We start from the raw sequence: 19,402 nt of genomic DNA, 5'->3' as shown, positions 1-19,402 counted from the left end.
TGTCATTCATACAAAAGAATCGGGGCATTCCCAGGGTCAGGGTGCTATTCCAGCAACAGACGCCGGGCCAGTCCTTCGATGTACGCTTCATCGTTGCCATTGGGGTGCGCCTCAAACGCCAGGTGCAGGTACTCGTGCGTCAGGTCGAGACGGTCCTGCAGCGAAAGAACGCCACGCACGTAGATCCGGTTGCGCTCGCGGTCGACATGGGGATTGCCGAAGGCTACGCGGCACACGGCAAACGTACTGACTTCGTTGTAGCCAACCTCGGTTTCGAGCTGTTGACGCCAGATTTTGCGCTGCTTTTGCAGCCAGTCCTGAGCCGCGGGCAGTGTTGTGCAGGACGCGACAGGATTGTCCCAGCGACTGAGGCTTGCGCGAGGGTAGGCCTGCACCAGGATGGCGTCGTAGCGCTGACCGGCATTGGCTTGTTCAACTGCTTGCTGCCAGGACAATTTATCGGCATCCGGTTGCGTCGAATGGTAAGTGACATTCGTGCCCGCAAGAATCAGGTCGCTGGTCCACGCCGCAATACGGCGTGATTCAGCGCTTGCCGGGCGTGGCGCTACGCGCTGCCGGTTGCTGCTGTCATCGATGGTCAGGCATTCGCCGGAGCGGCCAGCATTTTGCAGCAGGTAAGTACGAATCGCGACGGCCAGCGCCTTGGCCGCTTCGGCCGGCTCCGCCTGGGCTTCACGTTGCAGCACCCGGGCAACGTACTCTTCGCGATCAAGCCTGGCGACGAGCGTGTCTTTCTCAAGAAAGAGTTCGCCGTTGCTGTGAATGTCCAGTTGATTGCCATTCAAAAACTCGACGCGATAGTCGCCCAGCAAGGGGCCTGACTCAACGGCGCGGCCCGCCTTGAGTACATGGCCGATCGGGTAACGTGAAAACAGGTCGACCTTCACGCATCGTCCAGGCTCAGCGGGCCAGCCTGCGGGCAGGACCGACGCCAGCGCCTCGCTGTAATTGCGCAGCACCGTCTGGCTGGTGCCCTGTGCCTGTGCCCAGAGGGGCGTACCCTCCGCGGTCCAGCCAGCAAAACCGCCCTCGCGCTGCGCAGCGTCGTCGTTGTCGGCAAACCAGCTCCAGGTCTTGACCCGTAGAAGACCGCCCAGAGCGCCGACGACATTGCTGTCGGCCGCGCCCAGCACTACATCAAGCAGCACCCGTCGTGCCTGGTCCTGTGCCGGCAGCGTGGCGAGGGTGTCCAGTAATTGCGCCACGGGCACCCGGGTCTGTGGCTGCAGTGTGGACGTACCGAGCAGCCATTGCGGTGCCTTGCGCGCTTGCCAATACGCCCGCCAGTCAGGCTCGGATATGCCCAGACGCCGGGGCTCGAAATACAGACCACAGGACTTTACCAAGGCCTGATCGCGGCCGATGCTGCCACCGGCCGTGCAGCAATACACCTCTTCCCTGGATTGCCCTAGGCACTGATAGGCAGGCTCGGTGGCGCCTGTGTCCACCAGCCAGGCATAGACAAACAACTTCCACAGACTGCCCAACGGGGCCTGTAACGCCGCTGGCAGCGGTGCTCGCGAAACAAGCCCGGAACGGTTGAGGGACAACAGCTCCCCTTTCAAGGCGACCTGAATCTGGTCCTCTTGCGCCAAGGTCAGCGCAGGCAGTAAAAGCAACATCAGCCACAGCCTGCGTGAACGCATGTCAGTTGACCTTGATCTGACCGAATGCAGGTGTTTGCTCAAAGGCCTGGTACTGCGGTGCGTAGACCTGGGTGAAGCGCACCGGCGGCAGATTGAACTGGCCTTTTTGCGAGAAGCGCACCAGATGCCGCATGCGCAGCTCACCGTTCAACGTATCCACCGCCATGGCATAGCCCAGTTGACCCGGCTCGAAGCGCGCCTTCTCAAGCGCCGTCGCTTGCGTGCCCGCCTTGCCCTGCAGTTTGATACCCCAGGTCGTTTGCTCGATATCAGCGCCCGGTGGCAATGGCACCTCGATCATGCCGTAGCGCAGTGGCTTGGCAGCCTTGCTGGTGATGATGACCTCATCCAGATAGAGGCTGTCACTGGACAGCGGCTTGCCATTGACGGCTTCAAGGGTGAAGGTGAACGCTTCAGTGCCCGGCACAAGGCGAGAAAGGCGCCGAGTGACGGTCACAGGCAGTGGCTGCGCCGCTGGTTGTCGGGTCTGATAGCTGAGCTGTGCACGCAGAGGCCGTTCCTGGGCTCCGGCCAATGACAACGATGACGGTACCGGGCCGGCACCCTCCCACGTCCAGTACATTTCACCGCTGGCACCGTAGCGCTTCTTCCAGCCTTCACCCGGCGCCAGCGCGACAGTCGGCGACGCCTGCTCGATGCTGCGCTGCAACCAGCTCAGCGCCAAGGCGCGCTCAAGGGTTGATTGCTGCGGCAGTAACCGTTGCAGCAACGCACGCGCACGTTCTTGATCGAAGCCTTTGAGCGACAGGTTCAAGGCTTCAGCGAATGGCTCGGAACTGACATCCAGACGCTGCTGGGCATCCGGCAACTGACGGCTGAACGCCTCAGGCATGACCACCTTGTTCTGCCTGGCCAGCGAAGCCGTCATGACCCGCGCAGCCGCAAGGCCCAAGGCAGAATCCGGGGCATTCATGACGATGCTGCCTTCTTGCATGTCCATCACATTGGCCTGAGCGCCCTCGCCGACCTTTGCCAGGTCACTCATCAAGCCACTGAGCAACGTGTTTACTGGCAATTGCATGTGCCTGGCAAACGAGAGAATCAGTGCGCGCTGCAACAGCGGCGTGTGGCCCGCCTGCCTGGCATAAACGTCCAGCAGGCGCTGCCAGTGCTCCGGCGGCAACGACAACTCCAGCGCCTTGCTGGCGTGCCAGTCAGCGTAATAGGCATAAGCGGTAAGGAACGCGTCCGGCTCACTGCCCTGGCCCCACCAGTTGAAGCTCGCCGACGGGTCCGCCAGATGCACCAGGCGCAAGCGACTGTTTTGCATGATCAGGCGCAACCGGTCCCTGACTTGAGGGTCGGATGACAGCACCGGATACGCCATGCCCAGGGGCAGCAAACGACTGGCTATCTGCTCGACACCGCCATAGGGGTCGCTCAGCAGATCATCCAGTGCCGAGCGGAACAACGCTTGTGCGCTGTCGTCCAGGCGCAGTTGAATGGCCGTCGCATCGGCTGGCAAGGTCAGCGGTGTCTCGCCACTGACCGCGTCCAGACTCTGGCTTTGTGTAACCTGCCAGCCCTCCCCGGTAGCCGTCAGGCTGACCGCCAATGCATCGGCAATTTTACCGTCCTGCACCAGCTCGGCCTTCCATTCACCACTGGCCAGCGCGAAGGCAGGTAACGCAATGTAGTTGATGCCTTTGTTCAAGGTCACCGGCAGGCGCTGCTCGACGCCCCCGAAATGGGTCACGAGTTCTGCCTTGACCGCCTGGTCGGCCTGGCTGAATGCGAAGACACCCAGGTCCGGCTTATCACCGGCACGGAAGCGGGTTGGCCCGCTCCATTTCAGGTACAACGGTTTTTCCGAGCGCACGAACTGCTTTTTCTGCCCCACTTGTCCGGCCTGGTCGATGGCCCGGGCCGTGATGCGCCAGCGCGTCAGCGAGTCAGGCATTTTGAAGGTGAAGCGCACTTTGCCGTTCGCATCGGTCACCAGTTCAGGCGCCCACGCGGCGGTGTCGACGTCTTCACGACGCGGCCGCTCCAGCACTTTTACCCCGCGATCACTGCGGTTGGCCTTGCCAGGCGCCGTCGGGCTGCCGGGCAACGCGACGTCGTAGCTGATAAAGGACAAACTGGCACTGGTGCGCACATTGTTGCGGCGCGGATGGTGGAAGAACTGGTCGATGGCCGGTGCAATTTCCGGCTGCAGCGCATAGATCATCTCGTCGACCACGCTGACCGTCAGGTGCGCGGGAATCGACTTGCCGGCGAACCGGGTTGTCAGGTCGACCGACACGGTGTCACCGGGCCGATAAGTGTCTTTGTCGGTCGTGATGGTCACGTCGATCTGCGGTGTCACCACCTTGATCCCGGCATTCTGGAAGCTGTACTGACCCCCTTTGGTGTACAGAACCGAAAAGGTCAGGTTCGGTGCAAAGTGTTCTTTCACGCCAAGGCGCACGCGGTACTGGGTGTCGTTGAGCTTTTCCAGCTTCAACCAGTCGCCGCCCTGGGACAGCAACGCCGTGGCTTCGACCTTGTCCCGCTCCAGAGACAGCAAGGCATCGCCGACAGGTTCAGGGAAGGTGATCAGCGCCGACGCTTCGTCGCCGACCTTGTACTCTGGCTTGTCGAACACGATCTCTACGGTGCCGGCCACTGCCTTGATGCCGTCGCCGCTGACTGAATGTCCCGTGGCGCCCAGCAAGCGCCCGTTTTCATCCATCAGGGTCAGGTTGTAAGTGCCGGGACGATCAAAGCTCACGCTGAAACGCGGACTCGCCGCCACAAGCTTGTCGCCGCCGCTGGTCTGGTCCTCCAGCCGCACCCATTTATAGCTGGCGGGTGTGACGGACCGGGTTTGTTCGCTGCCACCTTCATGGCTATAGCTGAAGTCAACCTTTTCGCCGACTGCACTAAACCGTTGCGCCGCGGTAATGCGGTAGCTGGCGGCGCCACGGTCAATCAGTATTTCTTTGGTGGTCCTGACCCGGTAGGCAGCACCGTCGCTGGCAAACACGGTGAGCATGTAGCGACTGGGCCTGACCGCCGGCGGCAGGTCGAGCGTGGCGTTACCCTTGGCATCCGTGGTGAGTTCGGTGCTCTTCAATTCCACCGGAAACTGCCCGAGGTATTGCAGCTCGTTATCGACGGTCGACAGTTGCTGAGCACGCAAGCTCAGGGTCAGCTTTGCATTCGCGACCGGCTTGCCGTCCGGATAGAGCAAGGTCAGGTTGCCCGTTACCGGCTCGTTGATGCTGTAGTCCTGTCTGGCCAGGTTCAGCGAAATCTCAAAGTGCGGCTTGATGTACTCCGCCACGCGAAACGCACTGCTATAGGCCTGGCCCTTGTAGCTGAAACGCATTTCGTAGCCACCGGCAACGGCATTGTCCGGAAGTTGAAAACGGCCTTGGGCGCCCGCCTGCGAATCAAGCTTCAGCACCAGCGATTGCAACGCCGTACCGGTGGCATCGAGGATAGTCACCTCGACATCGGCAGCCGCTGGGGCAACGGAATCACGGGCATTTTTGAATTCCCGCCCGACGATCTTCAGCGACACCCAGTCGCCTGGGCGGTAAAGCGGCCGGTCAGTGAACGCGAACAGCTTGGTGTCGTAGATCTCGCTGTCGTAATAGAAGTTTTCCGCGATAAAAACACCGCCCTCGTCGTCTTCACCGATCAAGAATGAGCGCTCGGGGCTCACGTGGTTGAGCCTGAGCAAACCCTGCGCGTCGGTCGCGCCGCTGCTCATGACGCCCAGGCCATCGGTCCAGAGCACGTTGACCTTCCCGGCCGGGCGGCCTTCGTTTTTGCGGGCGGCCCACACCAGAAGCTCATCACCGGCCACCTTGCTCACTGCAACGGTATTGGAAACGAACACCATGGTCGTGGCGCGGTACTTGCCCACCAGCGCTTCGACCAGGTACAGCCCCGGCTTCAACTTGCCCAGCGGGATGTAAACGTTACCGGGCACTACATTGATGAACTCGCTGGACGAGCCGTCCAGGTCAACGCCGGCCGGTGGCTGGATCGGTTTTGCATCCCAGATCGGGTAACGGAACTGACTGACCACCGGCAAGCCAGGAATCAACGCAAACTGCGCTTGCGCCTCGTAAGGGGTCGGCGCAGACATCGCTTTACCCATCTTCAGTTCAGGCACTTCCTCTGTGACCTGCTTGCGCGACTCATAGGAAAACGCCCGCTGCATGACGCGTCGGGACTGGCGATACCAGCTGTCCCACAGATACGCGAGGGTGTTGGACAGCCCTTCGCCCTTGAACTGCCCCTCACTGACCACGCGGTGCAGGTTTTTCTGGCGCTTGAGGAACTCCATGGGCTTGTCAATGCGATACACGCGGATGTCCGCGCCGCCATACGGCTGCATGCGGAACCGTCGATAGTCGCGGCCCGGCGCCTCAAGGCGCACCTTGGCCTGTTCATCACTGGAAAAGCTGCTGTCCGCCAGCAGGAAAAAGCTTTCTCCCGGCACTGCGCTGTAGCCGCTTGACGGGACGCTGTCATCGGCGTTGACGCACGTAGCAGGCACCAGAAGCGCCAGCGACAATGAAATCAGAGAGCAAATACGCAGCATGCGGGCACCGATCATTGGGAGAGAAAGTTGAGTCGATAGACACCGATAAAATTCGGGTTGGCAGCGTCGGGTATCCATCGGGTGTCCTTCCATGTCATGAGTTGCTGCAGGCTTGCCGAGCGCATGCCGTTATCAGTGGGGGTCGTGGTGCCGGTGTGATAGGCGATGTAACGGCCCATCCAGATCATCAGGTGCTGGTCGTCGCCCTGGTCGAAAAACATCAGGTCACCGGGCCGGGCCTGGGCCAGGTCGCGCCCTACCAGGTGACTGTTGAATTGAATCAGCTTGATCGCGTTCACATACGGTCCGGTGTTTCCATCGCCTTGCTGCCACTGCTGCGCGAGCCCTCTCTGCGCGTCACTCAGTTGCATCTCGGGCGGCAGGTAGCGGTTGGACAAGCCATTGCTGCGCAGCCACTTATCGTCATGCACCTTCAGCGCCTCGTTGCTGGCAAAGCGCACCAGGCCGGCGCAATCCTGCTGGTACCAGCGCGGGCTGGGGCCTTGGGTCAGTTGCTCTTGGGCAATGCGTACAAACCAGGCACGAAACACCTGGGATTGCTGGGCGTCGAGCGCAGGTACGTCACCGGCAAACGCGCTATTGCCGAACAGTATCGCCAGCAGAACGAGGCCTCGGCTCAGAGCCCTCACAGCGGCTTCCACTCCAGTGGCAGCCACTGCCAGTAGCCATCGGGTTCAGTGCCTTGCGGCAGCGTCAGCGCGTACTTGCCGTAGCCACCGAGTTTCTGCAGCTTGGGGATCAGATGAGTCTGTGCGGCATTGTAGAAAACCGGCTCCATGTCCTTGGGCAGACTGCCCAGGGTTTCCTGCTGCAGCAATTGCGCAATGGCGCCAGGGTTGAAATAGATCGGGACCAGTTGATCGCCTGGCAACACATCAGCCAGCGGCGGGAAGCGTTTGTCGAGGGTGCCGATCGCTTTGTCCACGAGTCGGTCATCAAGGGAGAACAACAGGGTCGAACCATGACGCGCCAGGCTGACCTTCATGAAAGCCTTGCCGCTGACCGCGTCAGGATTTTGCGCTTCACTGGCCAGATACGGGCCAAAGCGGGTGCTGACTTGTCGCTGCCATTGATGGGTATCGCCCTCTTGCTTATCGACCACCGGGAACAGATGCCCCTCGGTCCTGGCTTCGCGGGCGCCGACCATGGCCCCAAACAGCGTGCCCAGATCGTCATCGAGGCTGGCGCTGTTCTTGTCGGTCAGGTGGGCAACCAGCAACGGTGTGTACAACCGTGACTCGGCGTACCAGCAAAGACCGGCAGCATCAGAGACATGCGCAGTGAGCGCCTGCGCAACCGGCTCTTGCGCCCCCAGCTTCACCAGCAAGGGCTTTTGCTGCGCCACCGCCAGGGGCAAGGCCACACAGGCACTGGCCCCCATCGGCATCGCCTGCCAGATGGGCTTGAAATCAAGGTCGGGTTGATTTTCGGTTTCGTTCAGCGCCAGAAAGCTGTGCCAGCCCTTTTCGTCCATTTCGAAACGCAGCCCGGCAAAGTTCGGAATGAAGCGCTGATACCCCATGGCCAGAACACTGGTGTTGACCGACAACCGTTGCTTGACCTGCGGTGCGCGTGGCGGCAGCCCGAACGCCTCGTTGAACAGTTTTTCGCCACTGAGCAATGCGGCGAGCGCTTCAGGCGAAATACTGCCTGACTCCGGGACGGATCTGCCGATTTCTGCGCCCAAAGGCTGGCTCAGGCTGGAGGGCTCGCGTTCATAAGTGGACGAATCGCGACCGGCGAGCTTGTTCGGGTTCGACACCACCACCAGCTTGTCGCCATAGGAGGCGAATGCCAGCGACTTGCTGGCGTTGTAATTGAGCAGATAAAGCGGCACCTCGTCCGAGCCGATCTTCACCACACCGATCTGACTCAATTGCGGGTCGTAGAGCACTTTGAGCAATGGCTCCAGCATCTTGGCCATGCCGCCGCGATCCATCACCATCAGGAAGTCTTTGAGGCGCCCGTCCTTGCCCCGCCACAGGGCGATGTCCGCCGGCTGGTCAAGGAGTTGCTCAATCAAGGTGTCCTGCAAGGTCAGGTCATATTCGTAGATGATCCTGCGCAGGCTGCCGATCAGCCCGAGGCGGTCGACGTGGGTTTCATAATAGAAAACAAAATCTTCGGTGAGGGTGTCCTTCAGGAACGGCACCGCCAGCAAATCCTTGGGCAACTGGCTCAGGGAGACGGTTTCAAGCAAGCCATCCGGGCGGCTCAAGCGCAGTTTATCGCTGGCAATCTCGGCCATCGGCGCCTTGGGATTGTGCATGAACCAACCCATTGCACCGGCAACACCGGCGGCGACACAAAGCCCGCCCAACAGCAACGGCCAGCGCCGGGAAGTTTTCAGGGCAGGCGTGCCGGTTGACTCGTCAATCACTGAAGTCGAGGTATCGCTCATGTTCACAAACCCAATTCATCCGTGGGAGGGGATGATCAATAGTTGAATGTCTTGACCAAGAGCAGGTCACCGATACCGCGCAAGGGCACAATGAATGTCTCGCGCTTTTCATTGACGGTGTTTTCGTTGAGCACCAGGTTGATCTGCGAGGTAATCATTTCTTTTTCGTTGCTGGTTTCATCGAAGTTGTAACCGCCGGCGCTGCTGAAATTACCCCAGTAGTTCACGTAAATCAGGTAGGTGCCCTGCAGCGGCGCCGTCATGGTGAACATTTCAGGGCCGGGTCCATCAACGCTGTCGAGGTCCAGACCGCCGCCGTTGGTCAACTCCGGGTGGCCGAAGAACGCGTGCTGACCGTCAGGTGTCACGATGTGCAAGTCGAGTTCGGCGTTCGGATCATCCCACCCCAGCACCACACGAATTCGCGCGGGCGTACGCTGGTTGTTGGCTTCGTAAAACTGCACACGCTTGAGGGATTTGCCTTCGGCGCTACGCACCTCGACGCTGTTGGAGCCCGCACCGAAGGCGTATGGCCGGGCAAAGCGCCCCTGTTCATCGGTGTAAAGGTTCAACGGGTTGCCGTTGACGGCCAGGACATTGGGGCCGCGCTGTTTGCCAAGGGCCTTTATCTGGCCCTCGATCATTGTGCGACTGCGCTGCGCGCCTCGGTCGATGGGCGGTGTAGGATAAGCGACGCGCGGGGCTTCACTGGTATCCAGAAGACCGTTGTAACGCCAGCCGCCCACCGGCTCCGAAAGCGCTGACGATGGCTCGGCCGACGCCGTCGTAATCGCAAAAAACGTGATCGCCAGCGCCATCAGGCAACGCACGCGTGCACTTCCAAACACCTTGTCATTGGTCACGCGCATGAAGGCACCCTGTAATTTATGCGAATCAAACGCCAAGCCCTTGCCGGGTAAGTCCGGCGCGCCGCTTTCGCCTCTGTAATGGTAGTGCGTGCATCGACCTGCCCTTGCAAGGTGTGGCACATCAAGGCCTGACCCCTTCGTGCGCTGTTCTTGTGAGCAGGGTGAGCCAGCAGACCCGTGTCTATCAATAGCACACGTGTACTATTTGCGCGTGACCGGGCTGCCATTAGTCTCCACGCACGAAGCACGAGCGCGACATACGACTGAACAGGTGCAGCATCATGATCTTCAATGAAACGTTTATTCGGGCACCGGGGACTGTGACCGCTGTATTGGGTGTCGTTTTGAGCGGCTGCATACCGATGACGCCCTCCCCTTATTCTGCCGCCTCGCCGTACGGCAACGCGCAGGGGGTTGCTGCACAAAGTGCTACGCCCGCCGCGTCGAGGTTTGCCCGCAATAATGAACAAGATGAAATGCTGGCGCAATTCAAGCGTGCAGGCAAAGCGATCCTGGTCGTGCCCACTGCGAGCCTTGACAGCTTGCACACCGACTTCAATAACAATGACTCAATCGCCGATTTCCTGAGGTTGCGTTCAGGAACCACAGAGTGGACGAACACTTCGCGGCCCTCTTCAATGATCAAGGTGGGCTACGACACCAAGAACCGCGGTGATGAGGACGACCCGACGCATGCTTACTTCCAGGTGGTTTTCGGGCGCACGATGTACATGATTTATCTGGTCGACCCCGGCCATTACTCAATCAGCGGCGTGAGCTACAACCTGCCACGCACGCCGGGTTTCGAAACGCCCGGTGCACGCACCCTCAGCTCCTCGCCGCTTGGTCATGCAATGCTCAAGTCATTCACCATCGATGAGTTCAAGCGCGGCCAGAAATGGGAAGACCCCAGCTACAGGAATGCGACGGTCCAGGAGGATTACTGCACCTCCAGGCGTGTCGTCAACAACGAATGCACCAGTTGGGGGACCTCATCCTACGACGTCAAGCAACAGACCTCTGCAGGGGGCTGGACGCCGAGCATCGAACAACAAACCCGCGAAGCCCGTGCGGTGGATGTCACGCTGGACAAGGCGTTTGCCGCCTTCGACATAGCCGCTGGCGAGGTCATTCTGATTGATGGTTTCTTTGCAGAACCTCCTGCCGCCACCTTCAAGCAGAACAGCTGCAAGCAGGCGGATCAGCAACAGATGCGTTGCGAGCTTCAACAACTCTCGCTGGTGCAACTGCCTGGAGAGCTTGAAGGCGTCAGGCAGGCCGACAATCCCGCGGACTGGGGCTTACCCAAACTGGCGCAGACCCTCAAAGGCCTGACTTACCGCCCCCTTCAGATCAAGGCCCGAGAAGCCCGGGGTGATTCAACCTGGGGACCCACGTATGTACTGAAAGTCGAGTAAGCCGGCCTGCGTCGCGCCGCCACGTGCGCATCTCGTGGCGGTGCTGCCTGTCGCCTGGCTGTTGGTCATTTCCCGGGCGGCGTCATGTGTGGCCCACACCCGCCTTCGGAGTCCGCCTTGCGAATAATCTGATTCGGTCCGACATAAAGGGTGATCCTGCACTCCACGTTTCTCGTCTCGTCGGCGTAGTAGTTGGTAATGTTGCGCACACCAGCGCTGACGTTTTCACTGCTGCCCTGGTACACCGTGTCCGTTTTCCAATGGGATTTGAACCAGACCAGGACAAAGACGCCGTCTGCATTCTGGCTCATCTGTTGGGCCCCGCCCCACTGCTGGTAGGCTTCATTGACATTGCGGCCTTCCCAGGCCGAGCGAGCCATCAGTTCTGGCACCGAGGCGCAGGCACCGAGCAACGTGAGGCTGGCGAGCAACAAAGACTTGAGCGTATTGATCACCATGTCGGATTCTCATCAAACTTGCGCGTGTGGTACTCCTGCACCGGCTTCAACGCCTTGCCGACATGGGCGTTTATCATCTTGGCCGAGTGACTGCACGCCTGCGGATCCTGCCTGTTTTGTGCATCGGCTTTGTCAAGCACAGGCGCCATCCTGTCGAATTCTTTAGCCAGGCTGATGCACGCCGTCTTTGTACTTGACTTGCCCGGCTCGCCCAATTGCTGTTCACACTGCTGGCTGAGTGCATCAAGCGTTCTGAAGTCAATGCGCGCGCACTGTTTGGGAATCAACTCATCGAGTTGCGCGGCCTGGTACCTGTTCAATGTTTGCATGGCGTTGTCCATGTCGGCACTGATCTTTGCCATCACCGGCTCGGGGCAATCGTTGCCACGCTGTGCGGCCATGATGCGAGCCGGTTCCTGCCGCACCTGGGTGATCACTTTGGCAATCTCGTCACGCAAAGGACCACAGGTGACCGGCTCGCCTCCCGACTGCAGTTGGCTGTCGCAGGCCTTGGTCAGAAACACCATGGCATCGGTCTTGATCGCGCCACACTGCGTCGGGGTGTAGGGCGCAGTGTTCGGCGGTGTTGGCGGTGGGCCTGCGCAGGCGCAGAGCAGCACCAACAGGGCGAAAGGCGCCAGGGGTTTTAGCGTGTTCACAGTCATTGATTGAATCCTGACGAAGCGCGGCAAGTTAGAGGATGTTCATTCAGGAAACAGTATTTGAATTGATGCGAACGCTCCATAGCACACATGTGCTAGTGAATGAGGCAATAAGACGCACGAGAAGCATGGCCTGGGCATGCCATTGATATCGGGAAAATATTTTCTACCTTAGTGCAACTTGTCGGTCGGTTTGAAGTCTGAGTGCGTAGCGTTTTTCAGACAGGTGGCATCAGGGCCGGTAGGAGACCACCCATTTACGGAGACAGACGAATGTCGTGCAGAATTATCGTGGCTGACGACCACCCGCTGTTTCGTGAAGGTATGTTCCGCACCCTCGAGCGCCTCTTGCCTGAGGCGGTTATCGAACAAGCCAGCAGCCTGGATGAAGTGCTGACACTGGCCCGATCCGGCCCTGAAGTTGATACGCTCTTTCTTGACCTGCACTTCCCCGGCTTAAGTTCGATGCAAAGCATTTCCCAATTGCGTGCCGAGTTCAAACGCACGTCAATTATCGTGGTGTCGATGGTCGATGATCTGGACACCATCTCCCTGGTCATGTCTCATGGCGCAGACGGCTTCATTGGTAAAAACATTGACCCTCAGGAGATCGCCGAGTCCATCCTCGCCATTCGCGAAGGTGAAATCATCGTCAAGTACAAGCCCGGCGGCTCGATCATGAATGATGCAGACTCGAAAATTCTCAGTCATCTGACGTCTCGCCAGAAACAGGTATTGAGCCTGGTGGCCTCTGGAAAAACCAACAAGGAAATTGCCAAGGAACTGGGCGTATCACCCTTTACCGTTCGCATCCATGTATCGAGCCTGCTCAAGGTACTGGGCGTTTCCACCCGCTCTGCGGCGGCCGCCCAGTTTTCCAGCCTGGCGATCAAGTAAGCCTGCGCTCATTTCATACCGGATCAGGCGCTTTTTATCGCAGCCACCGTCTGGTAAAGCCTGCATTGATTTTCGCCCGCCCCCGGAGCACGGACCGCGATAGCCATGATGTCGATACTTTCCAAGTACAAAGACCTGGAGATGATCCAGGCGCTGCTGCGGATGGCGGTCATTGTGACCTCCTCCCTGTACACCCTGATCGCCTATGCCTTGCAGGACATGTCAGCCACGAAGATGTGGGTGATTCTGGCTTATTGCCTGGCCTTCGGTGCCGTCAATACCGGCTTGATCGTGCTGATCGCTCAACGGCCTGGAAAATCCACGCCGCGCCGAATGTTTGCGCTGGTGGTCGATAATCTGGCCGGCATTGTCACCATTACCGTCGGGGGCGAGGCGATGCTGCCCGTCTATTCGGTCATGTTGAGCATGACCGTTGGCTACGGCATGCGCTATGGGCGTACCTACCTGTTGCTGGCCACAGGTCTTGCCCTGGTATCACTGGCGCTGATCATCCAGTTCACCCCCTTTCTGCAGGAGCACCCGGCCGTGGCCGTGATGATGATCCTGACGATGCTGGTGCTGCCGTTATTCGTTTATTTCCTGCTCTCGCGTCTGCATATCGCACTGGAGGAAACCCAGACTGCGAACGAGGCGAAGTCACGCTTTCTGGCCCAGGCCAGTCATGACCTGCGTCAGCCGATTCACTCCATCAGTTTGTTCACCGCCTGCCTGCGTGACGGGCACCTGGGCACTGATGAGCGGCGCCTGGTCGACAACATCGACCGGGCCTTGAGCGCTGTTGAGCAACTGTTCCGCTCGCTGCTGGATATCTACACCCTTAACCAGAGCGATATGAAGCCGCACCTGGAAAGTATCGATGTCGATGCGTTACTGGGCAACCTTGTCAGTCAGAACAGTGAAGCTGCCAACTGGGCCGGTGTTGAAGTCCGGCTGCGGCCGTGCCGCCAACATGTACGATGCGACGCTGCCTTATTGCGTACCCTGGTGCAGAACCTGCTTTCAAACGCCTTCAAATATGCGCCCGACAAACCGGTCCTGATTGGCTGTCGCCAGCATAAAGGCAAACTGAGCATTGGCGTTTACGACCTGGGTCGCGGCATCGCGGCCGAACATCTACCGCATGTGTGCAGTGAGTTTTATCGGGTACGGGAAAAGCGCGATCAAGACATCGAGGGTGTCGGCCTGGGGTTGAGCATTGTCAGCCGTATTGCCCGGTTATTGAAACTTCAGCTCGACATCAAGTCACGCCCGGACCACGGCACGTCCGTGATCATCAGCGGCTTGCCCATCGTACCTGCCCACGCCGTAGCGCCCGTGCCTGATATCGACTGGAACAAACGCCTGCTCGGTGGCTTGCGGGTCTTGCTGATCGAAGATAACCACAACGTGCTGCAGGCGACCGCGATGTTGCTGCGAAAGTGGGGGTGTGATGTACACACCGCCTCAGCCATCCCCCAGACCCGCGTGGACTGCGACCTTGTCGTCACCGACTTTGACCTTGACCGGACCGCGACCGGTGCCGACAGCCTTGCTTATCTGCGCGAACTGCACGGCCGTCGCATACCCGCCATTGTCATTACCGGCCATGAATTACAGCATGTAAAGCAATCACTTGATGACCCGGATATACCCATTCTGTCCAAGCCCGTGCGACCTGCTGAACTTCGATCATTGCTGCTGAGTTTTAAAATGAGCCAGGTGCAGGACCCGGGCTATGCGACGCCGTTATTGAGCGGATAGCACGTCCACCGATGAATAAGGTGAACCTGACACGGTGTGCGCAATAGTACAGGTGTGCTATTTCAAATAGCCGCTATTGATTTATGTTAGGTCCGTCCCGGTCAACAACACATGACACCGCACCTGACCTTGAGGCTGCCATGATAGTTTCAAACGCCCTGAAGCAGGTCTTTGAATCTGTCGATCCCGAGGCGTTTGCGTTTACGGCCTGTGCGTTTACGCAAGCCGACGGTTCTGCCGGCCCGCCCTACTACCTGTGTAATGTAGTGCGCGTTCTGGACGCGCTTGATGAAGAGGCCTCGCGCGTCAGGATCAAGTACGAACGGGATCACGACGCCGGGGAAGACCTCAGGTTTTACAGCGTTTCAGGGGGGCGCCAGTCTGATCTTCAAACCGGCGGTTGTGGGTAACGCGCACGTCTTCCGGCAGCCTCGGCTCGGAACCCAACCGATTTGTGATCGAGTGATGTTTGACGCCTTGAACGCTGCGAATCTGAACGGTGTATCACTGCGCGACACTGCCGGGTTGTAATGCCCATCGACGCCGTTTGCCCGAACAGACTTTTTATATTTTCAAGCCATGGACATTCAATGCTCATCAAGACCATTTCACTGGTGCACGCGCCGTCAGCCATGACGACAGGGGCGTCGGCACTCGCCCTTGGCCGCAAGGTGTATGCCCCTTTCAATCCGCAACCTGCCCTGGCTGAGGAGTGCACGCAATGATTCGCTTGTTGAGCGTTCGCCTGTTGCACGCCGTGATGGTTGCATTACTGGTTGGCGCACTGACGTTTTTGTCAGTCATCCTCCAGCGCGGTGCCAACGTGTCCCCTGACGAGTCGCTGCCTGGGCTTTTTTTCCGCTGGATGACGCTGATGATCTTTGATCCAGGCGTATCGATGATTTCCGGAGAATCCGTAGCGGACAGCGTCGCTCAAGGCTTGGGCCATTCAATCACCCTGGCCATCGGCGCGATGCTGATTTCCCTGCTCATCGGGCCTGCCTTGGGGATTATGGCGGGCTTGCGCCCGGGGGCATTGGTGGATCGCACACTCCTGTTCTTGAGCACAGCGACACGCGCCATTGCGCACTTCGTCCTTGGGATCATTCTTCTAATGATCTTCGCCGTGGCACTGGGTGTATTGCCACCTGGCGGGTACGGCACAGTGGCTCACTCGGTCCTTCCAACGGTCACCCTTGCGCTAGGCCTGGCGGCCGTATCTGCACCGGTCGCACGCGACGCCACCCGCGCAATCGTTTCCTCACCCCACTACGCATCCGAACGACGTGCAGGGCTCAGTGCCTTTGGCGCACTCAGGCAGCAGGGCCTGCGCACTATCGTGGCGCCGTTGGTGAGCGGTCTCGGTGTGCAATGGGTGTCTCTGATCGAGGGCGTGATTGTCGTCGAGATGCTTTTTTCCTGGCCCGGCATCGGCCGGGAACTGGTGCATGCCATCGTCCAGCGCGATGTGCCCATGATACAGGGGACCGCTTTGGCGATCGGACTGATGTTCGTGATGCTCAAGTTCCTGGGTGACCTGGCAAGCCATCGATTCTTGCCGGAGCCCATCATGAACCCTCAAATCGCTGTCCAGAGCAAACCTCCAGCCATGCGTGCGCTGTCCCGCATCGTCGGACGCTCTATCCTCGCAGGCCTGGTTGTGTTTGCCGTGCTGGTCCCTTTCATCTGGGAAGTGGGTATCGCGGATCAGGATTTTGCGATGATCCTGTCAGGCCCCGTGCAGGCACATCCCCTGGGCACAGACAGCCTTGGGCGCGACATGCTGGCACGGCTATCAGCCGCTGTGCGGCTGGCGCTGGGGTTCGCTCTGGTCACCGTCATCACAGCTGCAGTGCCGGGAATCCTGTTGGGCATCCTGGCCGCCTGTAAAGGCGGTGTCATCGACAAATGCCTGGGGCTGTTGGCTGACATGTTGCTCGTGCTGCCCAGGTTACTGTTGATACTGCTCATCGTCGCGATCATGCCGGGCGCCTTGCTGACAGTGTATGGCGCTATCGCCCTGGTGTTATGGACTGAATACTTCTGCATGACCCGCGCGCTCTGCCGTACCGTACTGGCGTTGCCGGCCGTGGCTGAAAGCCGTCTGAAGGGCTTGGGGCTGCTCTACGTGCTACGCCGGCATGTATGGCCTGAGTTGTCTGCGATGCTCATGACCCTCTCCACATTCGGGGCGGCGTTAACGATCATGCTGTTGGCGACACTGGGCTTTCTGGGCCTGGGCGTCAGCGCTCCGGCTGCCGAGCCTGGCCTCATGATTACCGAGCTTCTGCGGTACTACGCCGCCGCCCCCTTGAGCCTCGCACTGCCCATGGTTGCGCTCTTTCTCATGACGTTTTCACTGATGTTGATAGGCCGCGCACCCAGGCGATAACCCCACAGGCTTGCCATTGTTGATCGCGGTCACCGATTTCAATGTCCTGAGCCTGTTCTGCGCCTTTGCCTGCGCCAGAGCGGTGATACCACTAAGCCATCAACACATCCCGGAACACATCCGGGCGCAGTGCGGCAATGTGCAACAACGACCGTGCAGCGCCCGAAGGTGTGCGTCGGCCCTGTTCCCACTCCTGCAGGGTCCTGACAGACACCCCGAGCAGCTCTGCAAATTTCGGTTGCGACAGGCCGGTCTTGCCGCGAGCTTCGGCCGCCTCGGTCAGCTGTACTTTATGCACACTACCGTAGCGCCCGGCTTTGACTTCCCTGATAGAAGCCAATAATTCTTCGCCAATGTCACGTTTGGCATCACGCTCAAACAGCTCTTTTTCAGTCAGGACCATGATTCAGCTCCTTTGCGATTTTGCGCAGAATGTGTGCGGGTATGTTATCGGTCGCGCCTTTACCATAAATGAGCAGCGCAACCAGGGCACCGCTGGCAAGCTGTGCGGTGTAGATCACCCTCACTGCGCCGCTTTTGCCACGACCATCCGTATTCCAGCGTATTTTTCGGCAACCATCAGATCCAGGAATGACAGCACCCGCCTCTGGATTGTTTGCCAGAAAAGACATAAAGAGACCTCGTTCTTCTTCGGTCCAATAGTCTGACCAAAGCTTGCTGAACAAAGGTGATTCAATAATGGTAAGCATGGGCGGGAATCATACGTCTCTGACGTATTTACAACAACCCCTTGTTCTTACGGTCATCTGTCCTTTTTGAGCGTGGCGAGTCGGCCATGCTGTGACGCAAAAGCGACATGACCGAAGCCGGGGTAAAGGTTGCCTTGCCACCATCGAGCGCATCGATACTTGCCCATCGACAGGAACTGTTGGTCCCGCGGCTCGGTATCGATCAGCCTCCTCGCTCATAACAAAACGAGGAGATTGACCCATGGGCGCGTTGCACCTGCACTGCTCTACCCTGTTCGACAGCACTGACCTGCTGGCCCGCCACAACCAGACCCTGATCATCGAAAATGGCCTGATCCGTCATGTGGGGCCTAGCGCCCAGGCGCCACAGCCGCAGCCTGGCGACCGCGAGATGCGCGCAGATTTCGTCATGCCAGGCCTGGTGGATGTACACACGCACCTGGCCTTTGGCAATGCCCAGAGCGAAGAAGACATCGACCTGTGGACCAGCGACGAATTTCGCGCCCTGCGCGGCATGTTCTTCGCCCAGCATGTGCTGGCGGCCGGCGTGACGTCGATGATCTGCCCCGGCGACAGCGGCCAGTTGAGCATCGCCGTGCGCAACACGGTGAACGCCGGGCTATTTGAAGGCCCGCGCATCGCAGCCAGCAGCCGGGTGATCACCAACCGGCAAAGCCTCAATGACTGGTTCCCCAGCCGGGTCGGTGCGCCGGAGTTCTTCACCGCGGCGCTGGTCACCAGCCGCACCGAGGCCATTGCCGAGATTCGCAGGCAGGCCAAGGACGGTGTCGACCTGATCAAGATCGCCATGGACGGCACTCACAGGCGCCCCAATGGCGAGATCATCGCCGCCTTTACCCTGGATGAAACCCGCGAGATGGTCGACGAGATCCACCGCCTGGGCTGTCGGGTCGCCACCCATGCCTATGGCCGGGAAGCGGTGATGTATGCCGCCAGGGCCGGTGTCGACCTGGTGTTTCATGCGTTCTACATGGATGACGCCTGCATCGAGGCGCTGTTGCAGGCCGGCAGCGTGCTGGCGCCGACCATGACCTTTCCACAAAACACCGTGGATTTCTGCCAGCCCCATGATCCGGCGGTTACCACCGGCTACGCCGGTTATTGTGCACGCACGCTGGAACTGGGCACGCCGGTGCTCAAGCGCGCCAAAGCGGCCGGCATTCCGTTTGCCTGTGGCAGCGACAGCGGCTTTGCCGTAACGCCTTACGGCGAATGGCATGCCAAAGAGCTGGAATTGCTGGTGACCCGCCTGGGTTTTACCCCCGCCGAAGCGCTGTATGCCGCCACCAACGTCGGTGCGCGGCTGATGCCGCGTGGCGAGACCCTCGGCACGCTGGTGCCCGGCAAACAGGCAGACCTGCTGGTGCTCGATGGCTCACCGCTGGACGACATCCGCTTATTGCAGGACCGTCAGCGCCTGCACGCGGTGTACAAGGCCGGCGTGCCGGTCACGCTGACGCGCACCGCCTACAACCCCAAGCAGGTCTCGGACTTCAACAGCCTGAAATGGACCGACCTGTACACCCGCGACCGGGTCGCGCAACTGGGCAGAGGGGGCTTGTGA

At 59.6% G+C, this 19,402-nt stretch carries 17 protein-coding genes; 8 read left to right on the top strand and 9 right to left on the bottom strand.

From position 1 onward, the window contains the following. Positions 1-44: 44 nt before the first annotated feature. From ASF84_RS13820 to ASF84_RS13800, 5 genes are read right to left on the bottom strand one after another with little or no spacing between them, the layout of a single operon-like run. The gene (locus ASF84_RS13820; RefSeq protein ID WP_056839265.1) at positions 45-1,667 is read right to left on the bottom strand and encodes a DUF2300 domain-containing protein; all 1,623 of its coding nucleotides are present in this window, start codon (positions 1,665-1,667) and stop codon (positions 45-47) included. Position 1,668: 1 nt separating this feature from the next. Next, on the bottom strand, positions 1,669-6,243 hold the full coding sequence (locus ASF84_RS13815; protein ID WP_082481576.1) for an alpha-2-macroglobulin family protein: 4,575 nt from the start codon (positions 6,241-6,243) through the stop codon (positions 1,669-1,671). Beyond that, positions 6,240-6,851: a DUF1175 domain-containing protein gene (locus ASF84_RS13810; protein WP_421957948.1), complete on the bottom strand. Its 612-nt coding sequence runs from the start codon at positions 6,849-6,851 to the stop codon at positions 6,240-6,242. The genes ASF84_RS13815 and ASF84_RS13810 overlap by 4 nt, the downstream gene beginning before the upstream one ends. A 23-nt stretch (positions 6,852-6,874) precedes the next feature. Beyond that, the gene (locus ASF84_RS13805) at positions 6,875-8,650 is read right to left on the bottom strand and encodes a DUF2138 domain-containing protein (RefSeq protein ID WP_056839261.1); all 1,776 of its coding nucleotides are present in this window, start codon (positions 8,648-8,650) and stop codon (positions 6,875-6,877) included. 35 nt (positions 8,651-8,685) lie between these two features. Further along, a complete protein-coding gene (locus ASF84_RS13800) occupies positions 8,686-9,468 on the bottom strand; it encodes a YfaP family protein (protein ID WP_056840140.1) in 783 nt (260 codons plus the stop codon). 332 nt (positions 9,469-9,800) lie between these two features. Between ASF84_RS13800 and ASF84_RS13795 the strand changes: the two genes are divergently transcribed. Next, positions 9,801-10,937, top strand: a complete 1,137-nt coding sequence (locus ASF84_RS13795) for a hypothetical protein (RefSeq protein ID WP_236709424.1) — start codon at positions 9,801-9,803, stop codon at positions 10,935-10,937. A gap of 65 nt (positions 10,938-11,002) precedes the next feature. On the opposite strand, the gene ASF84_RS13790 is transcribed toward ASF84_RS13795, so the two are convergent. Beyond that, positions 11,003-11,395, bottom strand: coding sequence for a hypothetical protein (locus ASF84_RS13790; protein ID WP_056839257.1), 393 nt, complete (start codon positions 11,393-11,395; stop codon positions 11,003-11,005). After that, entirely contained in the window at positions 11,389-12,060 is a 672-nt protein-coding gene (locus tag ASF84_RS13785) for a hypothetical protein (protein ID WP_056839255.1), read from the bottom strand. Before ASF84_RS13785 ends, ASF84_RS13790 begins: the two co-directional genes overlap by 7 nt. A 270-nt stretch (positions 12,061-12,330) precedes the next feature. On the opposite strand from ASF84_RS13785, the gene ASF84_RS13780 reads away from it, so the two are divergent. The 6 genes from ASF84_RS13780 to ASF84_RS29720 all read left to right on the top strand — a co-directional run bounded on the left by ASF84_RS13780 (position 12,331) and on the right by ASF84_RS29720 (position 17,107). Beyond that, the gene (locus ASF84_RS13780) at positions 12,331-12,954 is read left to right on the top strand and encodes a response regulator (protein WP_056839253.1); all 624 of its coding nucleotides are present in this window, start codon (positions 12,331-12,333) and stop codon (positions 12,952-12,954) included. Between the two features lie 141 nt (positions 12,955-13,095). Beyond that, the gene (locus ASF84_RS13775; protein ID WP_082481574.1) at positions 13,096-14,715 is read left to right on the top strand and encodes an ATP-binding response regulator; all 1,620 of its coding nucleotides are present in this window, start codon (positions 13,096-13,098) and stop codon (positions 14,713-14,715) included. 83 nt (positions 14,716-14,798) lie between these two features. Further along, positions 14,799-15,125 (top strand): imm11 family protein, encoded by a 327-nt coding sequence (locus ASF84_RS29725; RefSeq protein ID WP_442963049.1) that lies wholly within the window; start codon positions 14,799-14,801, stop codon positions 15,123-15,125. After that, positions 15,118-15,246, top strand: coding sequence for an imm11 family protein (locus ASF84_RS30220; RefSeq protein WP_442963048.1), 129 nt, complete (start codon positions 15,118-15,120; stop codon positions 15,244-15,246). The genes ASF84_RS29725 and ASF84_RS30220 overlap by 8 nt, the downstream gene beginning before the upstream one ends. A gap of 59 nt (positions 15,247-15,305) precedes the next feature. Beyond that, a complete protein-coding gene (locus ASF84_RS29920) occupies positions 15,306-15,440 on the top strand; it encodes a hypothetical protein (protein ID WP_269084917.1) in 135 nt (44 codons plus the stop codon). Beyond that, positions 15,437-17,107 carry an ABC transporter permease subunit gene (locus ASF84_RS29720; RefSeq protein ID WP_082481572.1) on the top strand — a complete coding sequence of 557 codons (1,671 nt, stop codon included), beginning with the start codon at positions 15,437-15,439 and terminating at the stop codon, positions 17,105-17,107. Before ASF84_RS29920 ends, ASF84_RS29720 begins: the two co-directional genes overlap by 4 nt. 91 nt (positions 17,108-17,198) lie before the next feature. Here ASF84_RS29720 and ASF84_RS13755 read toward each other — a convergent pair whose 3' ends face one another. Both ASF84_RS13755 and ASF84_RS28495 read right to left on the bottom strand, forming a co-directional pair. Then, positions 17,199-17,510, bottom strand: a complete 312-nt coding sequence (locus ASF84_RS13755; RefSeq protein ID WP_056839250.1) for a helix-turn-helix domain-containing protein — start codon at positions 17,508-17,510, stop codon at positions 17,199-17,201. After that, entirely contained in the window at positions 17,497-17,817 is a 321-nt protein-coding gene (locus tag ASF84_RS28495; RefSeq protein WP_082481570.1) for a transcriptional regulator, read from the bottom strand. The genes ASF84_RS13755 and ASF84_RS28495 overlap by 14 nt, the downstream gene beginning before the upstream one ends. 241 nt (positions 17,818-18,058) lie before the next feature. On the opposite strand from ASF84_RS28495, the gene ASF84_RS13745 reads away from it, so the two are divergent. After that, a complete protein-coding gene (locus ASF84_RS13745) occupies positions 18,059-19,402 on the top strand; it encodes a metal-dependent hydrolase family protein (RefSeq protein WP_056839245.1) in 1,344 nt (447 codons plus the stop codon).

Origin of the sequence: Pseudomonas sp. Leaf127 (genome assembly GCF_001423155.1) — a bacterium.
GTDB classification, from domain to species: domain Bacteria; phylum Pseudomonadota; class Gammaproteobacteria; order Pseudomonadales; family Pseudomonadaceae; genus Aquipseudomonas; species Aquipseudomonas ovata.
The sequence above is the reverse complement of the archived record's forward strand: the minus strand, read 5'-3'. Positions and strand labels throughout refer to the sequence as shown.

Excerpts from the sequence above, each read along its gene's own strand:
- ASF84_RS13815 (WP_082481576.1), bottom strand. The coding sequence starts at position 6,243 with ATGATCGGTGCCCGCATGCTGCGTATTTGCTCTCTGATTTCATTGTCG.
- ASF84_RS13795 (WP_236709424.1), top strand. The coding sequence starts at position 9,801 with ATGATCTTCAATGAAACGTTTATTCGGGCACCGGGGACTGTGACCGCT.
- ASF84_RS13790 (WP_056839257.1), bottom strand. The coding sequence starts at position 11,395 with ATGGTGATCAATACGCTCAAGTCTTTGTTGCTCGCCAGCCTCACGTTG.
- ASF84_RS13800 (WP_056840140.1), bottom strand. The coding sequence starts at position 9,468 with ATGGCGCTGGCGATCACGTTTTTTGCGATTACGACGGCGTCGGCCGAG.
- ASF84_RS13745 (WP_056839245.1), top strand. The coding sequence starts at position 18,059 with ATGGGCGCGTTGCACCTGCACTGCTCTACCCTGTTCGACAGCACTGAC.
- ASF84_RS29720 (WP_082481572.1), top strand. The coding sequence starts at position 15,437 with ATGATTCGCTTGTTGAGCGTTCGCCTGTTGCACGCCGTGATGGTTGCA.
- ASF84_RS13785 (WP_056839255.1), bottom strand. The coding sequence starts at position 12,060 with ATGACTGTGAACACGCTAAAACCCCTGGCGCCTTTCGCCCTGTTGGTG.
- ASF84_RS13820 (WP_056839265.1), bottom strand. The coding sequence starts at position 1,667 with ATGCGTTCACGCAGGCTGTGGCTGATGTTGCTTTTACTGCCTGCGCTG.
- ASF84_RS29725 (WP_442963049.1), top strand. The coding sequence starts at position 14,799 with ATGTTAGGTCCGTCCCGGTCAACAACACATGACACCGCACCTGACCTT.
- ASF84_RS13780 (WP_056839253.1), top strand. The coding sequence starts at position 12,331 with ATGTCGTGCAGAATTATCGTGGCTGACGACCACCCGCTGTTTCGTGAA.
- ASF84_RS28495 (WP_082481570.1), bottom strand. The coding sequence starts at position 17,817 with ATGCTTACCATTATTGAATCACCTTTGTTCAGCAAGCTTTGGTCAGAC.
- ASF84_RS29920 (WP_269084917.1), top strand. The coding sequence starts at position 15,306 with ATGCTCATCAAGACCATTTCACTGGTGCACGCGCCGTCAGCCATGACG.
- ASF84_RS13755 (WP_056839250.1), bottom strand. The coding sequence starts at position 17,510 with ATGGTCCTGACTGAAAAAGAGCTGTTTGAGCGTGATGCCAAACGTGAC.
- ASF84_RS13775 (WP_082481574.1), top strand. The coding sequence starts at position 13,096 with ATGATCCAGGCGCTGCTGCGGATGGCGGTCATTGTGACCTCCTCCCTG.
- ASF84_RS13805 (WP_056839261.1), bottom strand. The coding sequence starts at position 8,650 with ATGAGCGATACCTCGACTTCAGTGATTGACGAGTCAACCGGCACGCCT.